Origin of the sequence: Streptomyces sp. NPDC056296 (genome assembly GCF_042268605.1) — a bacterium.
Taxonomy (GTDB): Bacteria; Actinomycetota; Actinomycetes; order Streptomycetales; family Streptomycetaceae; genus Streptomyces.
In genome coordinates this window covers 1-26,165 of record NZ_JBHJRX010000015.1, presented here as the reverse complement: position 1 = coordinate 26,165, position 26,165 = coordinate 1, and the positions used below count along the sequence as shown (strand labels likewise).

At 72.2% G+C, this 26,165-nt stretch carries 22 protein-coding genes and 1 pseudogene; 13 read left to right on the top strand and 10 right to left on the bottom strand.

All coding sequences use genetic code 11. The features are described from left to right. Positions 1 to 2: 2 nt before the first annotated feature. From ACFCZF_RS13650 to ACFCZF_RS13640, 3 genes are all read left to right on the top strand, one after another. A complete protein-coding gene (locus ACFCZF_RS13650; RefSeq protein WP_376671798.1) occupies positions 3 to 653 on the top strand; it encodes an AIM24 family protein in 651 nt (216 codons plus the stop codon). After that, on the top strand, positions 650 to 1,426 hold the full coding sequence (locus tag ACFCZF_RS13645) for an AIM24 family protein (protein WP_376671797.1): 777 nt from the start codon (positions 650 to 652) through the stop codon (positions 1,424 to 1,426). Before ACFCZF_RS13650 ends, ACFCZF_RS13645 begins: the two co-directional genes overlap by 4 nt. A gap of 101 nt (positions 1,427 to 1,527) precedes the next feature. Then, a complete protein-coding gene (locus ACFCZF_RS13640; protein WP_375914843.1) occupies positions 1,528 to 2,004 on the top strand; it encodes a MarR family winged helix-turn-helix transcriptional regulator in 477 nt (158 codons plus the stop codon). Positions 2,005 to 2,029: 25 nt separating this feature from the next. On the opposite strand, the gene ACFCZF_RS13635 is transcribed toward ACFCZF_RS13640, so the two are convergent. Then, positions 2,030 to 3,466 (bottom strand): ATP-binding protein, encoded by a 1,437-nt coding sequence (locus tag ACFCZF_RS13635; RefSeq protein ID WP_376671796.1) that lies wholly within the window; start codon positions 3,464 to 3,466, stop codon positions 2,030 to 2,032. Continuing rightward, complete coding sequence (locus ACFCZF_RS13630; RefSeq protein ID WP_376671795.1) at positions 3,463 to 4,131, bottom strand: response regulator transcription factor; 669 nt, start codon at positions 4,129 to 4,131, stop codon at positions 3,463 to 3,465. The genes ACFCZF_RS13635 and ACFCZF_RS13630 overlap by 4 nt, the downstream gene beginning before the upstream one ends. 134 nt (positions 4,132 to 4,265) lie before the next feature. Here ACFCZF_RS13630 and ACFCZF_RS13625 point away from each other — a divergent pair. Continuing rightward, positions 4,266 to 4,907, top strand: a pseudogene (locus tag ACFCZF_RS13625) (PepSY domain-containing protein); the annotation flags it as partial. Here ACFCZF_RS13625 and ACFCZF_RS13620 read toward each other — a convergent pair. The 3 genes from ACFCZF_RS13620 to ACFCZF_RS13610 form a co-directional block, all read right to left on the bottom strand. Beyond that, positions 4,865 to 6,277: an MFS transporter gene (locus ACFCZF_RS13620; RefSeq protein ID WP_376671794.1), complete on the bottom strand. Its 1,413-nt coding sequence runs from the start codon at positions 6,275 to 6,277 to the stop codon at positions 4,865 to 4,867. The pseudogene ACFCZF_RS13625 and the gene ACFCZF_RS13620 overlap by 43 nt on opposite strands. A 214-nt stretch (positions 6,278 to 6,491) precedes the next feature. Next, positions 6,492 to 7,448 carry a methylmalonyl Co-A mutase-associated GTPase MeaB gene (gene meaB / locus ACFCZF_RS13615; RefSeq protein WP_376671793.1) on the bottom strand — a complete coding sequence of 319 codons (957 nt, stop codon included), beginning with the start codon at positions 7,446 to 7,448 and terminating at the stop codon, positions 6,492 to 6,494. Positions 7,449 to 7,503: 55 nt separating this feature from the next. Further along, on the bottom strand, positions 7,504 to 8,727 hold the full coding sequence (locus ACFCZF_RS13610; RefSeq protein WP_376671792.1) for an acetyl-CoA C-acetyltransferase: 1,224 nt from the start codon (positions 8,725 to 8,727) through the stop codon (positions 7,504 to 7,506). A gap of 149 nt (positions 8,728 to 8,876) precedes the next feature. Between ACFCZF_RS13610 and mce the strand changes: the two genes are divergently transcribed. The 7 genes from mce (at position 8,877) to ACFCZF_RS13575 (ending at position 18,919) form a co-directional block, all read left to right on the top strand. Continuing rightward, positions 8,877 to 9,317, top strand: a complete 441-nt coding sequence (mce, locus tag ACFCZF_RS13605) for a methylmalonyl-CoA epimerase (protein ID WP_121749240.1) — start codon at positions 8,877 to 8,879, stop codon at positions 9,315 to 9,317. A 233-nt stretch (positions 9,318 to 9,550) separates the two neighbouring features. Beyond that, positions 9,551 to 13,633 (top strand): polarized growth protein Scy, encoded by a 4,083-nt coding sequence (gene scy, locus ACFCZF_RS13600; RefSeq protein WP_376671791.1) that lies wholly within the window; start codon positions 9,551 to 9,553, stop codon positions 13,631 to 13,633. A 208-nt stretch (positions 13,634 to 13,841) separates the two neighbouring features. After that, on the top strand, positions 13,842 to 14,777 hold the full coding sequence (locus tag ACFCZF_RS13595; protein ID WP_121749238.1) for a cellulose-binding protein: 936 nt from the start codon (positions 13,842 to 13,844) through the stop codon (positions 14,775 to 14,777). A 96-nt stretch (positions 14,778 to 14,873) separates the two neighbouring features. Next, a complete protein-coding gene (locus ACFCZF_RS13590) occupies positions 14,874 to 15,851 on the top strand; it encodes an ABC transporter ATP-binding protein (RefSeq protein ID WP_376671790.1) in 978 nt (325 codons plus the stop codon). Beyond that, a complete protein-coding gene (locus ACFCZF_RS13585; RefSeq protein WP_376671789.1) occupies positions 15,848 to 16,624 on the top strand; it encodes an ABC transporter permease in 777 nt (258 codons plus the stop codon). Before ACFCZF_RS13590 ends, ACFCZF_RS13585 begins: the two co-directional genes overlap by 4 nt. A gap of 142 nt (positions 16,625 to 16,766) precedes the next feature. Further along, positions 16,767 to 18,053 (top strand): ABC transporter ATP-binding protein, encoded by a 1,287-nt coding sequence (locus ACFCZF_RS13580; RefSeq protein ID WP_376671788.1) that lies wholly within the window; start codon positions 16,767 to 16,769, stop codon positions 18,051 to 18,053. Then, complete coding sequence (locus tag ACFCZF_RS13575; RefSeq protein ID WP_376671787.1) at positions 18,050 to 18,919, top strand: ABC transporter permease; 870 nt, start codon at positions 18,050 to 18,052, stop codon at positions 18,917 to 18,919. The genes ACFCZF_RS13580 and ACFCZF_RS13575 overlap by 4 nt, the downstream gene beginning before the upstream one ends. 6 nt (positions 18,920 to 18,925) lie before the next feature. On the opposite strand, the gene ACFCZF_RS13570 is transcribed toward ACFCZF_RS13575, so the two are convergent. Continuing rightward, on the bottom strand, positions 18,926 to 19,258 hold the full coding sequence (locus tag ACFCZF_RS13570) for an ATP/GTP-binding protein (protein WP_375914545.1): 333 nt from the start codon (positions 19,256 to 19,258) through the stop codon (positions 18,926 to 18,928). Between the two features lie 253 nt (positions 19,259 to 19,511). Between ACFCZF_RS13570 and ACFCZF_RS13565 the strand changes: the two genes are divergently transcribed. Beyond that, entirely contained in the window at positions 19,512 to 20,540 is a 1,029-nt protein-coding gene (locus ACFCZF_RS13565) for an LLM class flavin-dependent oxidoreductase (RefSeq protein WP_376671786.1), read from the top strand. Between the two features lie 79 nt (positions 20,541 to 20,619). Here ACFCZF_RS13565 and ACFCZF_RS13560 read toward each other — a convergent pair whose 3' ends face one another. Beyond that, complete coding sequence (locus tag ACFCZF_RS13560; protein WP_055421911.1) at positions 20,620 to 21,012, bottom strand: SCO5389 family protein; 393 nt, start codon at positions 21,010 to 21,012, stop codon at positions 20,620 to 20,622. Positions 21,013 to 21,291: 279 nt separating this feature from the next. Between ACFCZF_RS13560 and nucS the strand changes: the two genes are divergently transcribed. Then, positions 21,292 to 21,963, top strand: a complete 672-nt coding sequence (nucS, locus tag ACFCZF_RS13555) for an endonuclease NucS (protein ID WP_375914539.1) — start codon at positions 21,292 to 21,294, stop codon at positions 21,961 to 21,963. An 85-nt stretch (positions 21,964 to 22,048) separates the two neighbouring features. Here the strand turns inward: nucS and ACFCZF_RS13550 are convergent, their stop codons facing one another. From ACFCZF_RS13550 to ACFCZF_RS13540, 3 genes are all read right to left on the bottom strand, one after another. Next, positions 22,049 to 24,703 carry an ATP-binding protein gene (locus tag ACFCZF_RS13550; RefSeq protein WP_376671785.1) on the bottom strand — a complete coding sequence of 885 codons (2,655 nt, stop codon included), beginning with the start codon at positions 24,701 to 24,703 and terminating at the stop codon, positions 22,049 to 22,051. Between the two features lie 279 nt (positions 24,704 to 24,982). Continuing rightward, positions 24,983 to 25,306, bottom strand: coding sequence for an STAS domain-containing protein (locus ACFCZF_RS13545; protein ID WP_003973611.1), 324 nt, complete (start codon positions 25,304 to 25,306; stop codon positions 24,983 to 24,985). A gap of 174 nt (positions 25,307 to 25,480) precedes the next feature. After that, on the bottom strand, positions 25,481 to 26,165 hold a 685-nt coding region (locus ACFCZF_RS13540), incomplete at its 5' end, for a 3-hydroxyacyl-CoA dehydrogenase family protein (RefSeq protein ID WP_376671784.1).

The following is a 26,165-nucleotide window of genomic DNA, read 5'->3' as shown; positions in this document are numbered from 1 at the left end:
CCATGGCCTTCCAGGAGATCAATTCCAAGATGGTGCAGGCGACCGTCGCGCCCGGGCAGCGGCTGTTCAGTCAGCGCGGCGCGATGCTCGCCTATCAGGGCGAGGTGTCCTTCACCCCCAACGTGCGGGGCGGCCAGGGCGGCGTCATGTCGATGATCGGCCGCCGGGTGGCGAACGAGGACACGCCGCTGATGACCGTCGAGGGCAGCGGCACCGTGCTCTTCGGGCACGGCGGCCACCATGTGCAGGTGATCGGCCTCGCCGGGGACACCCTGTACGTCGAGGCGGACCGCCTCCTCGCCTTCGAGGGCACCCTGGAGCAGGGCACGGTGTTCCTGGGCTCGCAGGGCGGGGCCATGGGCATGGTGCGCGGACAGGTCAGCGGGCAGGGGCTGTTCACGACGACGCTGAAGGGTCACGGCTCGGTGGCGGTGATGGCCCACGGGGGCGTCTTCGAGATCCCCATCACCCCGCAGCGCCCGGTGCGCGTCGATCCGCAGGCCTACGTCGCCCACCACGGCGACGTACGCAACAAGCTGTCCACGGCGATGGGCTGGCGGGACATGGTGGGGCGCGGCTCCGGCGAGGCGTTCCAGCTGGAGCTCAGCGGCAGCGGCACGGTGTTCGTCCAGGCGTCGGAGGAGAAGCTGTGAGCACGGTCCACCACGACCCGGCGACGCTGCCGGCCGACGACAACGTCAACGCGTACACCTTCTGCGTGGAGCTCAAGGGGAGCCAGTGGTTCCTGCAGAAGGGGAAGATGATCGCCTACTACGGGACGATCGAGTTCAACGGAGTCGGGCACGGTCGGCTGGACCGTCTGATGCGCACGTCCTTCCATTCGCCTCTGCACGCGAGCGACTGGGTCGTGGCCGAGGGCTCGGGCAAGATGCTCCTCGCCGACCGGGCCTTCGATGTGAATTCGTATGACCTGGAAGACGGCAACCTGACCATTCGCTCGGGCAACTTGCTTGCTTTTCAGCCAAGTCTCGCCCTCAAGCAGTCGATCGTGCCGGGTTTTCTGACACTGATCGGAACCGGAAAGTTCGTGGCCGCGTCAAACGGTCCGGTGGTGTTCATGGAACCCCCGATCCGGGTCGACCCCCAGGCCCTGGTCGGCTGGGCCGACTGCCCGTCACCGTGCCATCACTACGACCACGGGTACATGACCGGCCTGATGGGCGGTCTACGTGCGATGACGGGCCTCGGCGGGGCCTCCGGGGAGGAGCACCAGTTCGAGTTCGTGGGGGCGGGGACGGTGCTGCTGCAGTCGAGCGAGGCGCTGATGGCGGAGCAGGCCACGGGGGCCGCTCCGCAGCAGGCGGGGGTGCCCGGCGGTGGCGCGTCCGGAGCGCCGGGAGGCCGGTCCGGGGTACCGGGGCTTCCCGGACAGCTGGGGGACCTCCAGCGCCGCTTCGGGCTGTGAGCGGTAATCTGCGGAGTGTGACATCGAACGCGTGCGCACCGTCACCGTCACGGAAAACCCCTCACTAGTTCACCTTTCAACCTTTTAGGTAGACTTCATTCATGGAGACCGAGACGGCCACCCGCTGGCTGACCGATACGGAGCAGTGTGCTTGGCGCACCCACCTGGAGGTCAACAGGCTGTTGACGCACCAGCTCGAGAAGGACCTGCATCCGTTCGGCCTGACAATGAACGACTACGAAATCCTGGTGAACCTCTCCGAGTCGGAGGGCGACAGAATGCGGATGAGCGACCTGGCCACCGCCACGATGCAGTCCAAGAGCCGCCTCTCCCACCAGATCACCCGCATGGAGAACGCGGACCTGGTCCGGCGGGAGAACTGCGAGTCCGACCGCCGCGGGCTCTACGCCGTCCTCACCGAGCACGGTCTGGAGACGATGCGGAAGGTCGCGCCGCACCACGTGGCGTCCGTCCGCAGGCACTTCATCGACCTGCTGGCCCCCGAGGCCCTGACGGAGCTCGACAAGGCGCTCAAGCCGATCGCGGAGCACCTGCGCGGGCAGCGAGGACGCCCCTGATCACGTCCGCCGGGGCCGCGGAGGCCTAGGCACCCGGCAGGCGGAGCTCGAACAGGGCGCCGCCTGCCGGTGCTTCGTGGACGGTGAGCGTGCCGCCGTGCCGTACGGCGACGTCACGGGCGATGGCCAGCCCCAGCCCCGCCCCGCCGTCGTCGCGGCTGCGGGCGGCGTCGAGCCGTACGAACCGCTCGAAGATCCGCTCCCGGTCGGCCGCCGGCACGCCCTCCCCGTCGTCGGCCACCGCGACCACGGCCGCGTCGCCGTCCCGCCGGACGGACACCTCCACCGCCGAGCGGGCGTGCCGCTGCGCGTTGTCGAGCAGATTGGCCAGCACCCGCCCGAGCTGCCCCCGCGACCCGGCCACCGTCAGCTCGCCCGCGACCTCGCCCCCGGCCCGCACGCTCACCCCGCTCCGGCCCCCGGCCTCCTCCCGCGCGAGCGCCGCGAGGTCGACACGCGCGTCGGCGGGCCGCTCCCCCGCGTCCAGCCTGGCCAGCAGCAACAGGTCGGCGGCGAGCCGCTGCAGCCGTACGGTGTCCTCCACGGCGCCGTCGAGGTCCAGCAGCTCCGGGTGGGCGGCGGCCACCTCCAGCTGGGTGCGCAGCGAGGCGATCGGGCTGCGCAGCTCGTGCGAGGCGTCGGCGACGAAACGCCGCTGCCGCTCCACCGAGGACTCCAGGGCGGCCAGCGTCCGGTTGGTGGTCGAGGCGAGCCGGGCGACCTCGTCGTGCGTGTCCGGCACCGGGACGCGGCGGGCCAGGTCCTCGCTGGCGGTGATCGCGGCCATCTCGCGGCGGATGCCCGCCACGGGGCGCAGCGCGCGGCCGGTGACCAGCCAGGTCACCCAGCCGACGACCGCGAGCAGCAGCGGGAAGCCGATCAGCATGACGGTCAGCGCGGTGTTCACGGCGCCGTGTTCGGCGGAGAGCGGGGCGCCGGCGTAGACGGTGAGCTGGTCGCCGCTCCGGGTCTCCACCGGGACGGAGACGAAGCGGTAGTCCTCCGTGTCACCGTCCACGGTCGCGGTGCCGTCGCCGGCGGTGGCCGGCTCGCCGATCTCACCGGCCTCCAGCGAGGCGTCGCCGTCCTCGTCGTCGTCCGGGTTGCCGTCGTCGGCGCCGTCGGGATCGTCCGCGGTGTCCCACTGGGGCCGCACCGTGTCGACGCCGGTGCCGGTGATCCGCTCCAGGTCGTCGCTGGCGGCGACGAGGGTACCCGCCTCGTCGACGACCTGCACCGGACGGTCGTCGTCGTCCAGGTTCAGTTCGGTGTACCGCGTTCCGACGGCCAGCGCGGTCGCCACCTCCCGCGCGGAGCGCTCCGCCTGGGTGCCGGCCTCGCCGAGCAGGTTGGAGCGCAGGGACAGCAGGACGGCGGTGCCGGCCGCGACGAGGGCGACGGCGACCACCAGGGTGGCGCCGAGCGTGGCGCGGGCCCGGACCGACCCGAGGAGGCGGCTCATCGCTCGACCTCCAGCCGGTATCCGGCGCCGCGCACGGTGCGGATGAGACCGGCGCGCAGCTTGCGCCGCAGGGCACTGACGTACACCTCGACGATGTTGGGGTCGCCGTCGTAGGCGAAGTCCCAGACGTGTTCCAGGATCTCCGCCTTGGACACGACCTGTCCGGGCCGCACCACGAGCTGCTCCAGGACGGCGAACTCCTTCGCGGTGAGGTCGACTTCGCGTTCGCCCAGGAAGACCCGGCGGGCGGCGGTGTCGACCTTCAGGTCGCCGTGGACATGCACGGGCGAGGCCCCCGCGCCCTGCGCCCGGCGCCGCAGCAGGGCCTTCACGCGGGCGACCAGGACGACGTACGAGAAGGGCTTGGTGAGGTAGTCGTCCGCGCCCGTGTCCAGGCCCTCCGCCTCGTCGTACTCGCCGTCCTTGGCGGTGAGCATCAGGATCGGCACGTCGTGCCCGGCGGCGCGCAGGGCGGCGCAGACCCGGTAGCCGTTGAGGCCGGGCAGCATGATGTCGAGGATGACGAGGTCGTACGCGCCCTCGCCGGCCCGGTGCAGGCCCTCCAGGCCGTCGTGGACGACGTCCACGGCGTAGCCCTCGGCGGTGAGGCCCTTGGCGAGCGACACGGCGAGACGCTTCTCGTCCTCCACGATCAACAGGCGCATGCGTAAAGAGTCGCAAAACCAAGCTGAAGATCCCTTCAGGCGGCTTCAGGTTGGCCTCAGCGTCGGTCCGGGACAGTGAAGGCGTCGAAATCACATCGACTCGAACGACTTTGTACGACTCGGGAGGAAACCGCATGAAGCGCAACATCGTGATCGCCGTCGTCACCGCCGCCGCACTGATCGGAGGCGGCACGGCGACGGCTCTGGCGACCACGGGCGACGACGACCCGGGTACGACGCGTCAGGCGGACGTCCGCGCCTCGGACGACGACGCGAACGACGACGGGAACGACGACGCGGGCGACCGGGCGGATGACGACGGCACGCGGGACGACGACGCCGATGACGCCGATGACCGGGACGACTCCCGCGACCGCGATGACGACGACGCCCGCGTGTCCTCCGCGAAGGTGACGGCGGCCGACGCCATCGCCTCCGCCCTGAAGAAGACGCCGGGCACCGCCGTCTCCGCCGAACTGGACGACGAGGACGGCGACGACGACGGTGAGCGCGCGGCCTGGGAGGTCGACGTCCTCGCCGGTGACGGCACCTGGCACAGCGTGCGGATCGACCCGGCCGACGGCAAGGTCCTCGGCTCGGAGACGGACGACGAGGACGACACCGACGAGGTGCGGGCCGCCCTGAAGGGCTCGTCCGTGGACGCCGCCGAGGCCGCGAAGGCGGCGGCCGGCCACGGCACCGTGACCTCCGTGGAGCTGGACGACGACGGCCACTACGGCGACGGCGAGGCGGCCTGGGAGGTCGAGACGCGGTCCTCCGGCAAGGCCGAGCAGGACTGGCGGGTGGACCTGAAGACCGGGAAGGTCACGGCCGACCGCTCGGACGACTCGCACTCGGACTCCGACTCGGACGACTCCGGCTCCGACTCGGACGACTCCGGCTCGGACGTCGACTGAGCGGTCCCGGCCGCACGACGGACCCGAGCGCGGCGGCGCCCCGGCACCAGCGCCGCCGCCACGGCGACCGCGCCGGACACCGCGAAGCACACCGGCAGCGGCAGCCGTTCCACCAGCAGGCCCACCGCCGCGGCACCGGCGGCACCGCCGGCGTTCACGGCCGTGTTGCACCAGGCTCCCGCCCGGATCCGGAAGCCGGGCGCCGCGCTCTCGTCGGCGATCAGGTAAGCCGTCGTCAGTGCCGGTGCCACGAACAGGCCGGCGCATACGACGGCCACGACGAGCGTGCCGACGCCGGACGCGAGGCCCGCGGCGACCAGGCAGACACCGAGGCCGGCCGCGAGGAACGGCAGCCGGGCACGGGCTGACGAGCTCCAGGTGATGGCGCCGTTCAGGAGCCCGCCGACCGCACTGCCCGCCGACAGCGCCGCGAGCACCCAGGCGACGGTGCCGCCGCCGAGTCCGCGCTGCGCCGCGAAGGCGACGACGAGAAGGTCGACGGCGCTCAGCGAGATGCCGACGCACGCGGCGACGACGACGGGCTGCAGCAGGGCACGTCCCTGCCCCGCTCCCCCTCGGCCGGACGGCGCGGAGTCGTCCTTCGCACGCCCCGCCGGACGCAGCACGCCCGCCGCCGGTGACGTGACGAAGGCGAGGGTGCCCACCGCCACCAGCACCGCGCTGAGCACGACGCCGACGGTCGGCGGGGCGACCCCGATCACCACGCCGACCAGGAGCGGGCCCGAGACGAAGAGCAGTTCCTCGGCGACGCCGTCCAGGCTGTAGGCGCGCTGCAGCATGGCCCGGTCGGGCAGCAGTTCGGCCCACACCGCGCGCATCGTGGGCCCGAGCGGGGGCGTGCAGGCGCCCGCGAACGCGGCGGTCGCCGCGAGGACGGCCGCGGGCGTGCCCGGCTGCCGGCAGACCGCCGCCAGCGTGCAGAGCAGGGCGGCGTAGAGCAGGGCCATGGGGAGCAGGGCTCGGCGCGGGCCGTGCCGGTCGACCAGGGCCGCGCGGTAGGGGGAAAGGAAGACGCCCGTGGCGCCGAAGATCGCCAGTACCGTGCCGGCCACGGCGTACGACCCGGTGGACCGGGTCAGCGAGAGCATCAGGGCGAGGGAGACCGTGCCGTACGACAGTCGGCCGACAAGAGCGGCGGCGAAGGTACGGCGGGCATGGGGGACGCGGAGGACGGCGGCATACGAGGGCCGCGGAGCATGCGTGGACACGGAAGGTTCCTCAGAGGAAGGCAACGAGGGGACGCCGAAGCACGCGACGGCCGGATGCGGCGGTCGCGTGCGGGGCGGGCCCTAGGCCAAGAGGAGGAACATGCGGGTCAACATACCGGCGCGGCGCTGCGGCCGCACCGGTCTTTTCTGTTTCGGCGCTTCGGCGCTTCGGCGCTTCGGCGCTTCGGCGCTTCGGCGCTTCGGCGCTTCGGCGTCAGCCGCTCGTCAACCCGGCCACCAGTTCGTCGGCCGCGCGGTACGGGTCCAGCTCGCCCGCCACGATGCGTTCCGCCAGCGCGCCCAGGCGGCGGTCGCCGTGCAGGTCGCCGATGCGTTCGCGCAGGGTGGTGACGGCGATCGTCTCGACCTCGCGGGCGGCGCGGGTGCGGCGGCGTTCGGCCAGGACGTCCCGTTCCTCCATCCACGCGCGGTGCTTCTCCAGGGCCTCGACGACCTCGTCGACGCCCTCGCCGCGCGCGGCGACCGTCTTGACGATGGGCGGGCGCCAGTCGCCGGGGCCGCGGGACTCGCCGAGGCCCAGCATGTGGTTCAGCTCGCGGGCGGTGGCGTCCGCTCCGTCGCGGTCGGCCTTGTTGACGACGTAGACGTCGCCGATCTCCAGGATTCCGGCCTTGGCCGCCTGGATGCCGTCGCCCATGCCCGGGGCGAGGAGGACGACGGAGGTGTCGGCCTGGGAGGCGATCTCGACCTCCGACTGGCCCACGCCCACCGTCTCGACCAGGATCACGTCGCAGCCCGCCGCGTCGAGGACGCGGATCGCCTGTGGGGCCGCCCAGGCGAGACCGCCGAGGTGGCCGCGGGTCGCCATCGAGCGGATGTAGACGCCCGGGTCGGACGCGTGCTCCGACATCCGGACGCGGTCGCCGAGCAGGGCGCCGCCGGAGAAGGGGGAGGACGGGTCGACGGCGAGCACGCCGACCCGCTTGCCCTGCTTGCGGTACGCCGTCACCAGCGCCGAGGTCGACGTGGACTTGCCGACGCCCGGCGAGCCGGTCAGACCGACCACGTACGCGTTCCCCGTGAGCGGCGCCAGGGCCGCCATGACCTCCCTGAGCTGCGGGGACGCCCCCTCCACCAGGGAGATCAGCCGGGCCACGGCCCGCGGCCGGCCTTCCCTGGCCTGGGCGACCAGCGAGGAGACGTCCTGCATCACAGCTCCGTTCAGTGAGATGTCGTAACCCGGGTCGGAACCCGGTGATCCGGGGTCAGGCCTTGGGTACCCGCACGATCAGCGCGTCACCCTGACCGCCGCCGCCGCACAGCGCCGCCGCGCCGACCCCACCGCCGCGCCGCTTCAGTTCCAGCGCCAGGTGCAGCACGAGCCGGGCGCCGGACATGCCGATGGGGTGGCCGAGGGCAATGGCACCGCCGTTGACGTTCACCTTTTCGGTGGAGACGCCGAGGTCCTTCATTGACTGCACGGCGACGGCCGCGAATGCCTCGTTGATCTCGATCAGGTCGAGGTCCTCGACCTCCAGGCCCTCCTTCTTCAGGGCGTGCCGGACGGCGTTGGACGGCTGCGACTGCAAAGAGTTGTCCGGGCCCGCGACGTTGCCGTGGGCGCCGATCTCCGCGATCCACTCCAGGCCGAGCTCCTGGGCCTTGGCCTTGCTCATGACGACCACGGCCGCGGCGCCGTCGGAGATCTGCGAGGCGGAGCCCGCGGTGATCGTGCCGTCCTTCGAGAAGGCCGGGCGCAGCTTGCCGAGCGACTCGGCGGTGGTGTCGCCGCGGATGCCCTCGTCCTTGCTGAACAGCACCGGGTCACCCTTGCGCTGCGGGATCTCGACCGGGGTGATCTCGGCCTCGTAGACGCCGTTCTTCTGGGCAGCGGCGGCGCGCTGGTGGGAGAGGGCGGCGATCTCGTCCTGGACGCCGCGCTCGATGCCGAGGCGGGTGTTGTGCTTCTCGGTGGACTCGCCCATGGCGACGCCCTCGAAGGAGTCGGTCAGACCGTCGTACGCCATGGCGTCGATCATCTGGACCGCGCCGTACTTGTAGCCCTCGCGGGACTTCGGCAGCAGGTGCGGCGCGTTGGTCATGGACTCCTGGCCGCCGGCCACGACCACGTCGAATTCACCGGCGCGAATGAGCTGGTCGGCGAGGGCGATGGCGTCGAGACCGGAGAGGCAGACCTTGTTGATCGTGAGCGCCGGGACGTTCATGGGGATGCCGGCCTTGACGGCGGCCTGGCGGGCCGGGATCTGCCCGGCACCGGCCTGGAGCACCTGGCCCATGATCACGTACTGGACCTGGTCGCCGCCGATCCCCGCGCGGTCGAGGGCGGCCTTGATCGCGAAGCCGCCGAGGTCGGCCCCGGAGAAGGACTTCAGCGAGCCGAGGAGCCGCCCCATCGGGGTGCGGGCACCCGCGACGATGACGGAGGTCGTGCCGTTCGTTCCAGCGGTTTCAGAGATTCCGGAAGACATGAGCTGCGATCCCCTTTTCCGGCCCGCACAGGCCGAGGAGTGAACGAGGGTTTACTCGAATGTACTGAGCGGTATCCCGCCCGTCACCCGGCGGTCGGTGTGATCGCGCGCACGTTGCGTAACCACCTCCGGAGCGCTGCACTGAATTCATGCTGACGCGAATCGACCACATCGGAATCGCCTGCCGCGACCTCGACACGACCGTCGAGTTCTACCGTGCCACCTATGGCTTCGAGGTGTTCCACACCGAGGTCAACGAGGAGCAGGGCGTGCGTGAGGCCATGCTCAAGATCAACGATACGTCGGACGGCGGGGCCTCGTACCTCCAGCTCCTGGAGCCGACCCGGGAGGACTCCGCGGTCGGGAAGTGGCTCGCCAAGAACGGCGAGGGCGTCCACCACATCGCGTTCGGTACGGCGGACGTGGACGCGGACGCCGCGGACATCCGGGACAAGGGCGTACGCGTTCTGTACGACGAGCCCCGGCGCGGTTCCATGGGGTCCCGGATCACCTTCCTGCACCCCAAGGACTGCCATGGCGTACTGACAGAACTGGTCACTTCGGCGGCCGTTGAGTCACCTGAGCACTGACTCTCGTACATATGGGCCGGTAGGGTTGAGTGCGGTCGCCGCTCAGTCCAGGGTGACCCGGTCCTGTCGTCTGTGGTGGCGGGACCGCCGGGGTCGTGTTTCGGGGGGCGAACGCCGGGGCAGAAGCGCATGCTCCGCCGTTGATCTGACACCATTCCCCGGGGGCCCCGTCCGTTGGACGGACGGAGCTCGTTCGGGAAGATTTGCGACCAGGGGACGGATGGGACCGCGCAGTGCGGGGCTACGAGAGCCAGGAGCGAGAGCCGGCGGCTGACGTCGACCACCTCTCTCGGTTCGAGGCCGAGATGAAGCGGCTGAAGACCGAGCGGGAAAAGGCGATCCAGCACGCCGAGGACCTCGGCTACCAGGTCGAGGTGCTGCGCGCCAAGTTGCACGAGGCGCGGCGCACCATCATGTCCCGGCCCGCCTTCGACGGCGGCGACATCGGGTACCAGGCCGAGCAGTTGCTGCGCAACGCGCAGACGCAGGCCGACCAGCTGCGCGCGGACGCCGAGCGGGAGCTGAGCCAGGCCCGGGCGCAGACGCAGCGCATCCTCCAGGAGCACGCCGAGCATTCCGCCCGGCTCCAGTCGGAGCTGCACCAGGAGGCGGTGACCCGACGCCAGCAGCTCGACCAGGAGCTCGCCGAACGCCGGCAGACCGTCGAGTCGCACGTCAACGAGAACGTGGCGTGGGCGGAGCAGCTGCGCGCCCGCACCGAGCAGCAGGCCCGCCGGCTGCTCGACGAGTCTCGCGCGGAGGCCGAGCAGTCCCTGGCCGCGGCCCGCGCGGAGGCCGAGCGGCTGACCACCGAGGCCCGGCAGCGGTTGCAGAGCGACGCCGAGAGCGCCCGCGGCGAGGCCGAGCAGATCCTGCGCCGCGCCCGCACCGACGCCGAGCGGCTGCTGAACGCCGCCTCCACGCAGGCACAGGAGGCCACCGACCACGCCGAGCAGCTGCGCAGCTCCACCGCCACCGAGTCGGAGTCGACCCGCCGCCAGGTCCAGGAGCTGAGCCGGGCCGCCGAGCAGCGCATGTCCGAGGCCGAGGAGGCGCTGCGCAAGGCGCAGACCGAGGCCGAGAAGGTGGTCGCCGAGGCCAAGGAGTCCGCGGCCAAGGCGCTCGCGAGCGCCGAGCAGACCAACGAGCAGCGCACCCGCACCGCCAAGGAGCAGGTCGCCCGGCTGGTCGGCGAGGCCACCAAGGACGCCGAGTCCACCAAGAGCGAGGCCGAGCAGCTGGTCGCGGACGCCCGCGCCGAGGCCGAGAAGATCGTCGCCGAGGCGGCCGAGAAGGCCCGTACGCTCACCGCCGAGGAGTCGGCCACCCAGCTGTCCAAGGCGGCCAAGACGGCCGAGGACGTGCTGATCAAGGCGTCCGAGGATGCCAAGCGGACCACGAAGGCCGCCGCCGAGGAGGCCGAGCGGCTGCGCACCGAGGCCGAGGCCGAGGCGGACCGGCTGCGCGGCGAGGCGCACGACATCGCCGAGCAGCTCAAGGGCGCGGCGAAGGACGACACCAAGGAGTACCGCGCCAAGACGGTCGAGCTGCAGGAGGAGGCGCGCCGGCTGCGCGGCGAGGCCGAGCAGCTGCGGGCCGACGCGGTCGAAGAGGGCGAGAAGATCCGCGCCGAGGCCCGCAAGGAGGCCGTGGCGCAGATCGAGGAGGCGGCGAAGACCGCCGAGGAGCTGCTCGCCAAGGCCAAGGCGGACGCCGACGAGCTGCGGCAGACCGCGACGGCGGACGGCGAGAAGGTCCGCGCCGAGGCCATCGAGCGGGCGACGACCCTGCGCCGGCAGGCCGAGGAGACCCTGGAGCGCACCCGCGCGGAGGCCGAGCGGCACCGCACGGAGGCCGCCGAGCGCGCCGAGGAGCTCCAGGCGGACGCCGAGCGGGCCGCCCGCGAGCTGCGCGAGGAGACCGAGCGCGCCGTCGAGGCCCGGCAGGCGGAGGCCGCCGAGGAGCTGACGCGGCTGCACACCGAGGCGGAGGAGCGCCGCACCGCCGCCGAGGAGGCGCTGGCCGGGGCCCGTGAGGAGGGCGAGCGGATCCGCCGCGAGGCGGCCGAGGAGAGCGAGCGGCTGCGCACGGAGGCGGCGGAGCGGATCCGTACGCTCCAGCAGCAGGCCGAGACGGAGGCCGAGCGGCTGCGCACCGAGGCCGCCGCGGACGCCTCCGCCTCCCGCGCGGAGGGCGAGAACGTCGCCGTACGCCTGCGGTCGGAGGCCGCCAGCGAGGCGGAGCGGCTGAAGTCGGAGGCGCAGGAGAGCGCCGACCGGGTGCGGGCGGAGGCGCAGAGCGCCGCCGAGCGCATCGCCGCCGAGGCGTCGGAGGCGCTGGCCGCCGCGCAGGAGGAGGCCGCCCGGCGCCGCCGCGAGGCCGAGGAGCTGCTCGGCGACGCCCGGCAGGAGGCGGACCAGGAGCGCGAGCGGGCCCGCGAGCAGAGCGAGGAGCTGCTGGCCTCCGCGCGCAACCGCGTGGAGGAGGCGCAGGCCGAGGCGGTCCGGCTGGTCGAGGAGGCCGACCGGCGCGCGACCGAGATGGTGTCGGCCGCCGAGCAGCACGCGCAGCAGGTACGGGACTCGGTCGCCGGGCTGCACGAGCAGGCCCAGGAGGAGATCACCGGACTGCGCAGCGCCGCCGAGCACGTGGCGGAGCGCACCCGGCGCGAGGCCGAGGAGGAGGCGGACCGGGTCCGCGCCGACGCCTACGCGGAGCGGGAGCGGGCGAGCGAGGACTCCGGGCGGCTGCGGCGCGAGGCGCAGGAGGAGACGGAGGCCGCCAAGGCGCTGGCCGAGCGGACGATGTCCGAGGCCATCACCGAGGCCGAGCGGATCCGTACGGACGTCTCCGAGCACGCCCAGCGGGTGCGCACGGAGGCCTCCGACGCCATCGCCGAGGCCGAGCAGTCCGCGTCGCGTACCCGGGCGGACGCCCGCGAGGACGCCAACCGCATCCGGTCCGACGCGGCGACGCAGGCGGACACCCTGATCACCGAGGCGCGCTCCGAGGCGGAGCGGCTCACCACGGAGACCGCGGCCGAGACCGACCGGATCCGGACGGAGACGGTCACCGAGGCGGAGCGCGTCCGCACCGAGGCGGCGAACGAGGCCGAGCGGGTCACGGCAGAGGCCGTCGGCGAGGCGGAGCGGCTGCGGACCGAGACGGTCGCCGAGGCCGACCGGGTCCGGACCGAGGCGAGTGCCCGGGCCGAGCAACTGATCTCGGACGCCACCGGCGAGGCGGAGCGGCTGCGGACCGAGACGGTCGCCGAGGCCGACCGGGTCCGGACCGAGGCGAGTGCCCGGGCCGAGCAACTGGTCTCGGACGCCACCGGCGAGGCGGAGCGGCTGCGGGCCGAGGCCGCCGAGACGGTCGGCTCCGCGCAGCAGCACGCCGAGCGCGTGCGCACCGAGGCGGAGCGTGTCCAGGCCGAGACGGCGGCGGAGGCCGAGCGGGTCACCGCGGCCGCCCGCGAGGAGGCCGAGCGCACCCTCGACGAGGCCCGCAAGGACGCCAACAAGCGGCGCTCGGAGGCGGCCGAGCAGGTCGACACGCTCATCACGGAGACCACGGCCGAGGCCGACAAGCTGCTCACCGAGGCCCAGCAGCAGGCCCAGAAGGCCACCGCGGAGGCCGAGTCGCAGGCCGACACGATGGTCGGCGCGGCCCGCACGGAGGCCGACCGGATCGTCGCGCAGGCGACGGTCGAGGGCAACACCCGGGTGGAGAAGGCCCGTACGGACGCGGACGAGCTGCTGGTCGGCGCCCGCCGGGACGCGACCGCCATCAGGGAGCGCGCGGAGGAGCTGCGCGAGCGGCTCACCTCCGAGATCGAGGAACTGCACGAGCGGGCCCGCCGCGAGGCCGCCGAGACGATGAAGTCGGCCGGCGACCGCTGCGACGCGCTCATCAAGGCCGCCGAGGAGCAGCTCGCCAAGGCGGAGGCGAAGGCCAAGGAGCTGGTGTCGGAGGCCAACTCCGAGGCCGGCAAGGTGCGCATCGCCGCCGTCAAGAAGGCGGAGGGGCTGCTCAAGGAGGCCGAGCAGAAGAAGGTTTCCCTGGTCCGGGAGGCCGAGGAGCTCAAGGCCGAGGCGGTCCGCGAGGCCCGGCGCACGGTCGAGGAGGGCAAGCGCGAGCTGGAGATCCTGGTGCGGCGCCGCGAGGACATCAACGCGGAGATCTCCCGGGTGCAGGACGTGCTGGAGGCGCTGGAGTCCTTCGAGGCGCCGACGGGCGGCGGCAAGGACAACGGGGTCAAGGCCGGCGCCACGGTGGGCGCCCCACGTTCGGGTGGCAAGTCGTCAGACGGCTAGCGCCCGGGGCGGATTCGATGATCTGCTGGAGATCTTTGACCGGAGCCCTGACCAGACCCTTGTCCTGAATTTTGGCAAGCCATCCGTGGGCCTGCCACCCAAAAGAGGTGTCATTCTCCGTATCAAACGTGCATCCGCTCGATGACACACCGCATTGGCGCCTAGGATTCCCTCTATCACCTCACCGGTCTCTTTCGACAGGAACCCCATGAGCGACACTTCCCCCTACGGCTTCGAGCTTGTGCGGCGTGGGTACGACCGCGCTCAGGTGGACGAACGTATCTCCAAGCTCGTCTCCGACCGTGACAGCGCTCTCGCCCGCATCACCGCTCTGGAAAAGCGCATCGAGGAGCTCCACCTCGAGACTCAGAACGCCCAGGCCCAGGTCAACGACGCCGAGCCGTCGTACGCCGGGCTCGGCGCCCGGGTCGAGAAGATCCTGCGTCTCGCCGAGGAAGAGGCGAAGGACCTGCGCGAGGAGGCCCGGCGCGCGGCCGAGCAGCACCGCGAGCTCGCCGAGTCGGCGGCCCAGCAGGTGCGCAACGACGCGGAGTCGTACGCCGCCGAGCGCAAGGCCAAGTCCGAGGACGAGGGCGTCCGGATCGTCGAGAAGGCCAAGAGCGACGCCTCGCAGCTGCGTTCCGAGGCGCAGAAGGACGCGCAGTCCAAGCGCGAGGAGGCGGACGCCCTCTTCGAGGAGACCCGCGCCAAGGCCGCGCAGGCCGCCGCCGACTTCGAGACGAACCTCGCCAAGCGCCGCGAGCAGTCCGAGCGCGACCTGGCCTCCCGTCAGGCCAAGGCCGAGAAGCGCCTCGCGGAGATCGAGCACCGCGCGGAGCAGCTTCGCCTGGAGGCGGAGAAGCTGCGCACGGACGCCGAGCGCCGTGCCCGCCAGACCGTCGAGACGGCGCAGCGCCAGGCCGAGGACATCGTGGCCGACGCCAACGCCAAGGCGGACCGGATCCGTTCGGAATCGGAGCGCGAGCTGGCGGCCCTCACCAACCGCCGCGACTCCATCAACGCGCAGCTGACCAACGTGCGCGAGATGCTGGCGACCCTCACGGGCGCCGCGGTGGCCGCCGCCGGTACGCCGGCCGAGGACGAGCCGGTCTCCCGCGGGGTGCCGGCCCAGCAGTCCCGCTGACCCCACGCCTACGCCGGCCGAACAAGTACGGAACAAAGACGAAGCCTTCTGTCACTGGGGTGGCAGAGGGCTTCGTCCCGTTCTAGCGTGGGCGCCATGATCGAGCTCGAGGGGCTGACCAAGCGGTACGGCGAGAAGGTGGCGGTCAACAATCTCTCCTTCACCGTCAGACCCGGCATCATCACAGGTTTCCTCGGACCGAACGGCGCGGGCAAGTCGACCACCATGCGGATGGTGCTGGGCCTGGACCGGCCCACCGCCGGGGACGTCCGGATCGACGGCAAGCACTACGACCAGCTCAAGGACCCGCTGACGTACATCGGCGCGCTGCTGGAGGCCAAGGCCTGGCACGGCGGGCGCAGCGCCTACAACCACCTGCTGTGCCTCGCGCAGAGCAACGGCATTCCGGCGAACCGGGTGCGCGAGGTGCTGGACACGGTCGGGCTCTCTGCGGTCGCCCGGAAGAAGACCAAGGGTTTCTCCCTCGGCATGGGCCAGCGGCTCGGCATCGCCGGCGCGCTGCTCGGCGACCCGCGGATCCTGATGTTCGACGAGCCGGTCAACGGCCTCGACCCCGAGGGCATCCACTGGATCCGCAATCTGATGAAGACGCTGGCCTCCCAGGGCCGTACGGTCTTCGTCTCCTCGCACCTGATGAGCGAGATGGCGCTGACGGCGGACCACCTGGTGGTCATCGGCCAGGGCAGGCTGCTGGCGGACACCTCGATGGCCGATTTCATCGCGGAGAACTCGCGCAGCTACGTCCGGATCCGCACTCCGCAGCGCGAGCGGCTGCTCGACGTACTGCACGGGGACGGCATCACGGTCGTGGAGACCGGGTCCGAGGTCCTGGAGGTGGACGGCGACAAGTCGGAGGCGATCGGGGAGCTGGCGGCGCGGCACCAGATCGTGCTGCACGAGCTGAGTCCGCAGCGGGCCTCGTTGGAGGAGGCGTTCATGCAGCTGACCGCGGAGTCCGTGGAGTACCACGCGCACGACGGGCAGCCGCCCGCTGCGGTGCCGCCACCGCAGCAGCAGCAACAGCAGTGGGGCAGCGACTGGAGGAAGGGATGAGCATGGCGGCGACACAGGCCGTACGGTCCGAGTGGACCAAGATCCGGTCGGTCGCGTCCACCGTGTGGACGCTGGGCCTCGCCGTGGTCGTCACCATCGCCCTCGGCATGCTGATCTCGGCGCTGTCGAAGAGCGAGTTCGGCAACATGAGCGAGCAGGACCAGCTCACCTTCGACCCGACCTTCATCAGCTTCGCCGGAACGAGCCTCGGCCAGCTGGCGATGATCGTGTTCGGGGTGCTGGTCGTGGCGAACGAGTACAGCTCCGGCATGATCCGCACCTCGCTGGCCGCCGTCCCGCGGCGCGGCACCTTCCTGTTCAGCAAGATCGCGGTGGCCACCGGGCTCGCCCTCATCGTGAGCATGATCACCAGCTTCGCCACCTTCTTCCTCGGCCAGGCGATGCTCGGCGACCTCAGGGCGTCGATCGGCGATCCGGGCGTGCTGCGCGCGGTCATCGGCGGCGGCCTGTACATGACGCTCATCGCGGTGTTCTCGATGGGCGTCGCCGCGATGCTGCGCTCGCCGATGCTGTCGCTGGGCATCCTGATGCCCTTCTTCTTCCTGATCTCCAACATCCTGGGCAACGTCCCGGCGACGGAGAAGGTCGGCCGGTTCCTGCCCGACCAGGCCGGCAGCAAGATCATGCAGGTGGTCGCGCCGATCGACGACGACGTCCCCTACGGCCCGTGGGGCGGCCTCGGGATCATGGCCCTGTGGGTGATCGCGGCCCTCGTCGGCGGGTACGTTGTGCTGAAGAGGCGGGACGCCTGAGGATCGGGCAGACGCTGGAAGGGTTCCGTTTCACGCCCGGATTTTGCCCGGGCTTGAACGGAACCGTCAGCGCCTCGATATCCTCCTAACCCTTACGGGGGCGTGTGCCCTGCTGTCCTGAACCTTCCGATGGGTGCGGAGCATGATCGAGGCTGTCGGCCTGACCAAGCGCTACGGCGACAAAACCGCTGTGTACAACCTCTCCTTCCAAGTACGGCCCGGCGCCGTCACCGGCTTCCTCGGGCCCAACGGCTCGGGCAAGTCGACGACGATGCGCATGATCCTCGGCCTGGACAACCCCACCGCCGGGCACGTGACCATCGGCGGCCACCCCTACCGCAAGCTGCCCAACGCGGCCCGCCAGGTCGGCGCGCTGCTCGACGCCAAGGCGGTGCACGGCGGCCGGGCCGCCCGCAACCACCTGCTGAGCCTGGCCCAGCTCTCGGGCATCCCGGCCCGGCGCGTGGACGAGGTGCTCGGCGTGGTCGGCCTCCAGGACGTGGCCAGGCGGCGTTCCAAGGGCTTCTCCCTCGGCATGGGCCAGCGGCTCGGCATCGCCGCCGCGCTGCTCGGCGACCCCCAGGTGCTGCTGTTCGACGAACCGGTCAACGGCCTCGACCCCGAGGGCATCCACTGGGTGCGCAACCTGATGAAGGCGCTCGCGGCGGAGGGCCGTACCGTCTTCGTCTCCTCGCACCTGATGAGCGAGATGGCGCTGACCGCCGACCACCTGATCGTCATCGGGCGCGGTCAGCTGCTGTCCGACATGAGCGTGAAGGACTTCATCTCGGCCAACTCGGCCGACTTCGCGCGCGTGCGGACGCCGGACAGCGATCCGCAGCTGCGCGAGAAGCTGACGTCCGCGCTGACCGAGGCGGGCGGGCACGTCATGTCCGAGCAGGACGGCGCGCTCCGGGTGACCGGGCTGCCGCTCCCCCGGATCAGCGACATCGCGCACGGCAGTGACGTACGGCTGTGGGAGTTGTCGCCGCACCAGGCCTCGCTGGAGGAGGCCTACATGCGGATGACGCAGGGCGCCGTCGACTACCGGTCGACCGCCGACCAGAAGGCCGGGCTCCAGCAGCCGCTGCCGCCCGGCGCGCAGCCGCCGATGCCGGTGCCCGGGCAGGGCCAGCCCGGCTGGTACGCCCCGCCGCCGCCCCAGCAGGGCGGTCAGCCCTTCCCGGCGCCCCAGGGCGCGCCGGGCCAGGCCCCGGCGGGACCGTACGGCGCCCCGGCCGTGCCCGGCGCGGTGCCGGGCGCTCAGCCCGTCAACCCGTACGCGGCACAGCAGGCCCCGCAGGCGCCGCAGGCCCCGCAGGCGCCGCAGGCGCCCGCTCCGGTCCCCGCGCCGCCCGGTGTCGCCCCCTCGCCCACTCCCGCCCCCGCGCCCGTCACCGACCCGACCAAGCCCGAGGACGCCCGATGAGCACGCCCCAGCCCCCGATGCAGCAGGCCGCACCCGACTGGCAGGCGGCGCCCGGGTCGCCGTACCCCACGTACACGTCACCGATCCCGGTGGTGCGCACGCACCTGGGGCACGCGCTCGCCTCCGAGTGGACGAAGATCAAGTCGGTGCGTTCGACGATCTGGACGCTGGGCGTGTTCGTCCTGCTGGTCGTCGGCATCGGCCTGCTGACCGGTCTGGTGGTGGCGAGTTCCTCGTCCGACCTGGCCGGCGAGCCCGCGCTCAGCCTCGGCTTCTTCGGCCTGCTGCTCGGCTGCATCTGCCTCATCACCCTCGGCGTGCTGACCACCGCCTCGGAGTACGGCACCGGCATGGTGCGGACCACGATGACCGCCTGCCCCAGCCGCGGCCGCGTCCTCGCCGCCAAGGGGATCGTGTTCTTCCTGGTGGCCTTCGTGGTGACGCTGGTGTCCGTCTCCCTCATCGGCCTGCTGCACGTGGCCATGCTGGAGGGCAACGGCGCCACGGACCCCACCGGCGCGGAGTGGCTCAAGGGCACCGTCGGCGTCTCTCTGTACGTGGCGCTGCTCGGGCTGCTCTCGCTGGCCATCGGCTCGATCATCCGCCACTCGGCGGGTGCCATCACGATCATGATCGGGCTCCTGCTCGCCCCGCTGGTGATCGCGCTGTTCATGTTCTCGGAGTCGCTGAAGGACGTGCAGCAGGCGCTGTTCGAGTACTCGATCCCCAACCAGATGAGCATCTTCTACGCCAACTCGCTCAGCGAGTCCGGCCCGTCCGGCTGGGACCCGCTGTGGATCATGCTCGGCGTGACGGCCGCCGCGTTCGCCGGCGCGTTCGCGCTGCTGGAGAAGCGGGACGTGTAGGAGGGCTCAGAACTTCGGCGCGTTACGGGACCGCTGCACCCGCGTGGTGCGGCGGTCCTTCGCGTTCCAGCAGGACTTGTGCCAGTGCCGGCGGTCGTCGACGCCCGAGTGCGCCGGCCAGGCCACCACGTGCGGGACACCGTCCGGGATCAACTGGTCGCAGCCCGGGCAGCGGTACGACTTCCCCTGCGCGCTCGAGCCCGCCACGTGCCGTACGCTCCACTCCTCGCCCTGCCAGCTCTCCGACGACTGCCAGCCGCCGTAGCGGCCGGAGCCGTCGTCCTCGGCGCTCCGGCCGGACGAACCGGCTCCCTTGGGTCGGTTGCGACGCGGGGACACAGGACACCTCACGGAGCTATACAGGGAATAGGGCGCGTCCAGCCTACGCGGCACGGACAGGGGTACGCGTACGCCGTCAACCGCCGTATCTCCCCCGTGCGGGGCCGTTGCGGGGGGCGTCACCGGCCCTCGACAACGGCTGATTCTGCAGACAATCCGCAAATCTCTCTGCCCGGCCGTGTCCTCGGCACGTGTCAGACGGTTATGCCCTGTGGGGGAGCTCCGGGTCGGAGCCGAGGAAGCAGGAAAAGCAATGCGTGTAGGAAGTTTCGTGTTGGGCGCCCAGTTCCCGGGCCAGGGCCAGGGGGAGGCGCTGCACCGCGCGGTCCGCTCGGCCGAGGTCGCCGAGGAGGCGGGGCTGGACACGGTCTGGCTGGCCGAACACCACTTCGTGCCGTACGGCACGTGTCCGTCGGCCGTGACCCTGGCCGCGCTGCTGCTGGGCCGCACCCGTCGCATCCGGGTCGGCACCGCGGTCAGCGTGCTGCCCACCGTCCACCCCGTGGCCCTCGGCGAGCAGGCGGCGCTGCTGCACGTCACGAGCGGCGGCCGGTTCTCGCTGGGCGTGGGCCGGGGCGGCCCGTGGGTGGACCTGGAGGTGTTCGGCGCGGGCCTCGAGGCGTACGAGAAGGACTTTCCGGAGTCACTCGATCTGCTGGTCCGCTGGCTGCGCGAACCAGCCGTCGGCGCCTCGGGCGAACGCTTCCGGTTCCGCGAGGTGCCCGTCGTACCGCGCCCGTCGGAGTCCCTGACGGAGGGCGCGGGCCCCGAGGTCGTCGTCGCCTGCACGTCCCCGGCGAGCGTGCGCATGGCGGCCGAGCGGGGGCTGCCGATGCTGCTCGGGATGCACGTCGGGGACGAGGAGAAGGCCGAGATGGTCGCCCTGTGGCGGCAGCACGCACGCGCGGCCGGGCGGCCGGCGGCGGAGATCCACGGCGCGGCCCATGTCTCGGCCGGCGTCTGCCAGATCGCGGACCGGCGCGTCGACGCGGCGGAGACCCTGCTCAAGGCGATGCCCGGCTGGCTGCGTCAGGGCCTGGGCGCCCACGTCACGGTGGACGGCCGCGCCCGGCAGATGCGCGACCCGCACGCGTACACCGAACTGCTCTGCGGACTGCACCCGGTGGGCCCGCCCCGGCTGTGCGCGGACCGGCTCGCGGCGACCGGCGAGCGGACCGGCATCAACCGCTTCGCCCTGCTCGTCGAGGGGTCCGGCGACCTCGCGGCGACCGAGGAGAACGTACGGCGGCTCGGCGCCGAGGTCCTCCCCCAGCTCCGCTGAGGCAGTGGGCGGGGAGCTTGCCGCTCCGGTACAGAACTGCACCTCCCGCGTACGGAACGGCAAGCGGACGACCGTGGCGTCAGCAGTCGCGGAACTCGGGCGACTGGTTCAGCACCTGGCTGCGTACCGAGGTGAAGCGGGTCAGCTTCTCGTCGACGGAGGAGTCCAACGGGAACACCGCCACCCGGTGGCAGTTCTGGAAGGCCAGCCGCACCCCGAAGTGCCGCTGCAGTGCACCGCGGATGGCGTCACTCGCCAGCGCACGCAGCAACTGGCCGCGCGCCTGCTCGTCCGGCGGGGGCGTCTGGTTGTCGGCGAACGCTCCGCCGTCGACCTTCAGCTGTGCCACCAGGGAGCTGACCATCTCCCATGCGTAAGGCAGGGAAGTCCGGACGCAGTCGACGAAGGCTGCTTCGTCGACCTCGCCTCGCTCGGCCTGTTCGAGTAGGGCCGGTGAGACGTCGAGCGACATGGGTTCTCCTCTCGCACCCCCGACTGGCAGGGGTTGCCGGACAGTTAGAGGGAGGGCGAATTTGAACACGCTGCGTACACACCTCGCGACCTCCCGTTCAATACCGTAAGCAACCGATCGTGACCGCACCAGGAGAATGCCCATATGGGCACCATCCGGTAGGCGCACAATCGGCCAGTGCGCAAGACGGGGCCAATGGGAGAAGTGGGACAGCACCCGGGGCCACCGGGGCACGGGCGAATCGCGTCGGGCCGGGCACGTCGAGTAGCGTTGCCGACCATGCGTCTCGTCATTGCCCGCTGCTCCGTCGACTACGCCGGGCGGCTCACCGCCCACCTGCCCTCGGCTCCCCGGCTGATCCTGGTCAAGGCTGACGGCAGCGTCTCGATCCACGCCGACGACCGGGCCTACAAGCCCCTCAACTGGATGTCGCCGCCCTGCACCCTGAAGGAGGGCACGGGCGAGGAGGAGGGCGTCTGGACCGTCGTCAACAAGGCGGGCGAGAAGCTCATCATCACGATGGAGGAGGTCCTCCACGACTCCTCGCACGAGCTGGGCGTCGATCCGGGCCTGATCAAGGACGGCGTGGAAGCGCACCTCCAGGAGCTGCTCGCCGACCGTATCGAGACGCTGGGCGAGGGCTACACCCTCATCCGCCGCGAGTACATGACCGCCATCGGCCCCGTCGACATCCTGTGCCGGGACGCCGAGGGCCGGACCGTCGCGGTCGAGATCAAGCGGCGCGGCGAGATCGACGGCGTGGAGCAACTCACGCGCTACCTCGAGCTGTTGAACCGCGACCCCCACCTCGCCCCGGTGCGCGGCGTCTTCGCCGCCCAGGAGATCAAGCCGCAGGCCCGCGTGCTCGCCACGGACCGCGGCATCGGCTGCCAGGTGCTGGACTACAACGCCATGCGGGGCATCGAGGACGACAAGCTGCGGTTGTTCTGAGCGGGCGTCACGTACGACGTACGAGAGGGCCGGGTCCGTGTGTGTGCGGACTCGGCCCTCTCGCTGCGTCGGTGGATCCGCGGCGTCAGATGATCCGACCCGTCTCCGGACCCGAGCCGCTCGGCGTGCCCGTGCCCGTGCCGCTGGTCGCGGTGCTGCTCTGCGAGGCGGTCGCGGTGCCCGCGGGGGAGCCGGCGGTGGTGGTGGGCGTGCCGGGGCCGCTGGCCGTGTCGGACGTGGACGGGGTGGTCGACGGATCGTCCGTCTCCGTCTGGCTGGGGCTGGGGCTGGGGCTGGGGTCGCCGGTCGGCGTGGTGGGGTCCGGGTCCGGCTCGCTGTCGGTGGGATCCGGCGAGGACGGGTCCGGCGGCGGCTCGCTGGACGTGGGCGGCTTGGACGACGAGGACGGGTCGTCCGGCTCGTCCGAGTCCCCCGGGTCCGGTGAGTTCGGGTCGTCGGGCTCGCCCGAGTCGCTCGGGCCGTCCGACGGGCTCGCCGACTCGCTCGGCGTCGGGTCGTCCGACGTGCCGACGGTGCCGTCCGGGCCGGGGTCGGTGGGCCGGCCGGTGTCTCCCGGGTTCGCGCCGTCGTCGGACGGCCGGTCCGCGCCCAGGCTGCCGTCGTCGACACCCTGGCTGGCCGACGGGTTGACACCGACCTGGTCCGAGGGATCGCCGGCGTCGTTCTCCGACGTGGCGCCGAGGGTCACCACCGTGCCGAGCACGGCGACGAGCAGCGCGCCCGCCCCGGCGGCGACGAGGTTGCGCCGCGCGAAGCCCTTGATGCCGACGCCCGCCTTGCGGGACGGCCCGGTGGACGCCTCCCGGCTGGTGACCAGGGTCGGCGACTGCGGGGGCGGCTGGAGGGGCGGGAAGGGCGCGGGTACGCCCGCGGGCGGCGACGCCGACTCCTCGTTCCGGGCGTCGGGCACCTCCTCCCCCGCGGTCGGGCCGAGGCCCACGACGCCGAGTCCGGCGACGGCCCCCGCTCCACCGAACGCACCCGCGCCGGTGCCGAGCCCGGGCGTGTCCCCGGTCCGGTCGGCGACCAGCGCGAGGGCACGGCGGCCCGCGACGGCGCCGCGCTTGTCGGAGAGCGCGCCGCGCAGCCCGATGGAGGCCTCCAGCTCGGCGCGCGCCCGGTCGAGGTATCCCTCGCACAGCGCGAGGACGCCGAGCTCGTGGTGGAAGTAGGCCTGTTCCGCGACGTCACCGGCGAGCCGGGAGGCCTCGGTGCCGGAACGCAGCGTCCGTTCCCAGGCGCTCCAGTGCAGCCCGGCGGCGAACGCCGGTGCCGCGGTGCGGGCCAGCTGGACGGCGGGGCTCTCCTCGTCGTCCGCCGGCGGGGTCGTCGCCGGCACCAGCACCGCCAGGGCGGCCAGCACGGCGTCGGCCTCGGCGCAGACCCGCTCCGGGGTGACCGAGGGGTGCCCGGCCCACCAGGCGTAGTGCTGGGCGGCGGCCAGCGCCCGTTCCCGTACGTCGTCGGCGTATCCGGCGCTCTCCAGCTGGGTGAGCACCCCGGCGGCGAGCCGGTAGCGGGAGCCGACCGGCGAGACCAGTCCGCAGTCGGCCAGCTCGCCGAGGGCGGCGTCCGCGTGGGTGTCGCCGACCAACGCGGGCAGATGCGCCTGGTGCGGCACCTCGCCGCCGAGCGCGACGGCGAACTCCAGGGTGGTGCGGGCGGAGGCGCTGAGCCGGGAGGCGAGCAGCGGCGCGGGCGCGGCGGCCTCACCGAGGGACGGCAGGGGTACGTCGTCGGCCTCGGCGGCGTCGTAGGGCGTGTCGTCGGCCGGACGGGCGTCGACGAAGACACCGAACTCGTCGACGGCGTCGGCACCCGCCCGCTGCCGGTCGCGCCGGCGCAGCAGGGCACCGGCCTGGACGAAGCGCAGCGGCAGGCCCTCGGACTCGAACCAGAGGTCGCCGGCCCAGTTCGCCTCCTCCTCGGTGAGGGTCCGGCCGGCGGCGCGCTCCAGCAGCTCCACGCCGTCCGAGCGGTCCAGGCCGGTGAGGAAGACCTCCTCCACGGCCGAGTCGGCCAAGGGCGCGGGCACGTCCGGGGTCGCGCCGATGAGGAAGGCGCACTCGGGGGTGGCGTCCAGCAGCTCGTCGAGGGCGCTGCCGCCGAACTCGACGTCGTCCAGGACGACGACCGCGCCGACCTCCCTCAGGTGGCCGAGCAGTTCCTCCCGGTCCGGGCGGTGCAGGGGTGCGCGGTGGACGGCGTAGAAGAGGTCGTACAGGAGGTCGTCGGCCGTGCGGCGGAAGCCGCTGAGCCGGACGACGCCGTCGGGTGCGAGGCCCGCGCAGTCCTCGGCGACGACGTCGAGGAGGCTGGTGCGGCCGGAGCCGGCGGGGCCGGTGAGGCGGACGGAACGGCCGCGGGCGAGCAGCCGCACCAGGCGTTCGCGTTCGTCCTCGCGGGCCAGCAGGCCGAGCACGGTCCGCACCGGTCCCGGCGGGACGGGCGGCCTCGCGGCGCGCTCCGCCTCGGCGCGTTCGGCCGCGGTGAGCTTCTCGGGCCGGGCGGGCCGCTCGCCGGGCGGGCAGACCTCGATCTCGCTGCCGTCGACGGGATTGACGGTGAGCAGGAAGTCGCCGGACACCAGCTGCACCGTGCGGGCGAGCGCGGGCTGTCCGAAGTCGGTGGTGAGGGGGTCCCTGGGCGGGCGTGGGCGCGGCGCCTGGTGGTCGCCGTCTTGGCCGTGCTCCTCGGGTCCCCGGTTGTTCGGGTCCATAGGTTCAAGCCCCCCAAAAGCGTCGTGTGCAGGGCCCCGGTCGGGACCACCCTCTCCCGGCCTTGCCGCACACCGCGCTGTCGCTTCTGGTCCGGGCCCGCCAGATGGGTTCGCAAGAGGGCGGGCAGCCAGACCCTAAACCTTTGCTCAGTATCTCCGACAGTCCGGGGTGCCGACCCGTCCGAGACGTCACAGTCTCGTGAGGATTGCGTGCGCCGGGCGTTTCGCCGAGCGGTGTCCGGGTCTCCCCGGTCCACCGGGCCGCACCGGCCCGTGGCGTCACACCCTGGGCAGGGTCTCCACGCCGATGCCGCCCTCGATGGCCAGGATCCGGTGCAGCCGGGTGGCCACCAGCAGGCGCTGCATCTGCGGCGGTACGCCGCGCAGCACCAGCCGCCGGCCGCAGCGGCCGGCCCGCCGGTGGGCCCCCATGATCACGCCGAGTCCGGTGGCGTCCCAGGAGTCCAGTTCGGACAGGTCCAGCACCAGGTCGCCGACTCCGTCGTCGACGGCCGAGTGCAGGACCGTACGGGCGTCCGCCGCGCTGCGGACGTCGAGGCGGCCCCCGACGACCAGCTCGACGTGGTCGCCCCTGATGTGCATATGCGCTCCCCGGCGTGCGTCTTTTTGTCGTCTCTTCGTTTCTTCGTTGTGGTCTCTCGGCGATATCAGGTGTTGCAACCTCTGACTGGCCGAAACGATCGGAGGTTGCCGCCTGTAAGCGAACCGATACCGAATTCACCCCGGCGTGTGACGTTTCCCGGGGCCGATGCGACCTCAGTGCTTGTAGAAGCCCTGCCCGCTCTTGCGGCCGATGTCACCGGCGTCCACCATCCGGCGCATCAGCTCCGGCGGGGCGAACTTCTCGTCCTGGGACTCGGTGTAGATGTTGCCGGTGGCGTGCAGCAGGATGTCGACGCCCGTCAGGTCGGCGGTGGCCAGCGGTCCCATGGCGTGGCCGAAGCCCAGCTTGCAGGCGAGGTCGATGTCCTCGGCGGTGGCGACGCCCGACTCGTACAGTTTCGCGGCCTCGACGACGAGGGCGGAGATGAGGCGGGTGGTCACGAAGCCGGCGACGTCGCGGTTGACGACGATGCAGGTCTTGCCGGTGGACTCGGCGAACTCCCGCGCGGTGGCGAGCGTTTCGTCGCTGGTCTTGTAGCCGCGCACCAGTTCGCACAGCTGCATCATCGGGACCGGCGAGAAGAAGTGGGCGCCGACGACCCGCTCGGGGCGCTCCGTCACGGCCGCGATCTTGGTGATCGGGATGGCGGAGGTGTTGGACGCGAGGATCGCCTCGTCCTTCACCAGCTTGTCGAGGGCGCGGAAGATCTCGTGCTTGACTTCCAGCTTCTCGAAGACGGCCTCGACGACGACGTCCGCGTCGGCGACGGCGTCCATGTCGGTGGTCGCCGTGATGCGCGCGAGGGCGGCCTCGGCGTCGTCGGCGGCGAGCTTCCCC

What these genes read in the sequence shown, in the direction of transcription:
- ACFCZF_RS13650 (WP_376671798.1), top strand. Translation starts at nt 3, where the DNA reads ATGGCCTTCCAGGAGATCAATTCCAAGATGGTGCAGGCGACCGTCGCG.
- ACFCZF_RS13640 (WP_375914843.1), top strand. Translation starts at nt 1,528, where the DNA reads ATGGAGACCGAGACGGCCACCCGCTGGCTGACCGATACGGAGCAGTGT.
- ACFCZF_RS13635 (WP_376671796.1), bottom strand. Translation starts at nt 3,466, where the DNA reads ATGAGCCGCCTCCTCGGGTCGGTCCGGGCCCGCGCCACGCTCGGCGCC.
- ACFCZF_RS13630 (WP_376671795.1), bottom strand. Translation starts at nt 4,131, where the DNA reads ATGCGCCTGTTGATCGTGGAGGACGAGAAGCGTCTCGCCGTGTCGCTC.
- meaB (WP_376671793.1), bottom strand. Translation starts at nt 7,448, where the DNA reads ATGCAGGACGTCTCCTCGCTGGTCGCCCAGGCCAGGGAAGGCCGGCCG.
- ACFCZF_RS13610 (WP_376671792.1), bottom strand. Translation starts at nt 8,727, where the DNA reads ATGTCTTCCGGAATCTCTGAAACCGCTGGAACGAACGGCACGACCTCC.
- mce (WP_121749240.1), top strand. Translation starts at nt 8,877, where the DNA reads ATGCTGACGCGAATCGACCACATCGGAATCGCCTGCCGCGACCTCGAC.
- ACFCZF_RS13595 (WP_121749238.1), top strand. Translation starts at nt 13,842, where the DNA reads ATGAGCGACACTTCCCCCTACGGCTTCGAGCTTGTGCGGCGTGGGTAC.
- ACFCZF_RS13590 (WP_376671790.1), top strand. Translation starts at nt 14,874, where the DNA reads ATGATCGAGCTCGAGGGGCTGACCAAGCGGTACGGCGAGAAGGTGGCG.
- ACFCZF_RS13585 (WP_376671789.1), top strand. Translation starts at nt 15,848, where the DNA reads ATGAGCATGGCGGCGACACAGGCCGTACGGTCCGAGTGGACCAAGATC.
- ACFCZF_RS13580 (WP_376671788.1), top strand. Translation starts at nt 16,767, where the DNA reads ATGATCGAGGCTGTCGGCCTGACCAAGCGCTACGGCGACAAAACCGCT.
- ACFCZF_RS13575 (WP_376671787.1), top strand. Translation starts at nt 18,050, where the DNA reads ATGAGCACGCCCCAGCCCCCGATGCAGCAGGCCGCACCCGACTGGCAG.
- ACFCZF_RS13565 (WP_376671786.1), top strand. Translation starts at nt 19,512, where the DNA reads ATGCGTGTAGGAAGTTTCGTGTTGGGCGCCCAGTTCCCGGGCCAGGGC.
- ACFCZF_RS13560 (WP_055421911.1), bottom strand. Translation starts at nt 21,012, where the DNA reads ATGTCGCTCGACGTCTCACCGGCCCTACTCGAACAGGCCGAGCGAGGC.
- nucS (WP_375914539.1), top strand. Translation starts at nt 21,292, where the DNA reads ATGCGTCTCGTCATTGCCCGCTGCTCCGTCGACTACGCCGGGCGGCTC.
- ACFCZF_RS13550 (WP_376671785.1), bottom strand. Translation starts at nt 24,703, where the DNA reads ATGGACCCGAACAACCGGGGACCCGAGGAGCACGGCCAAGACGGCGAC.
- ACFCZF_RS13545 (WP_003973611.1), bottom strand. Translation starts at nt 25,306, where the DNA reads ATGCACATCAGGGGCGACCACGTCGAGCTGGTCGTCGGGGGCCGCCTC.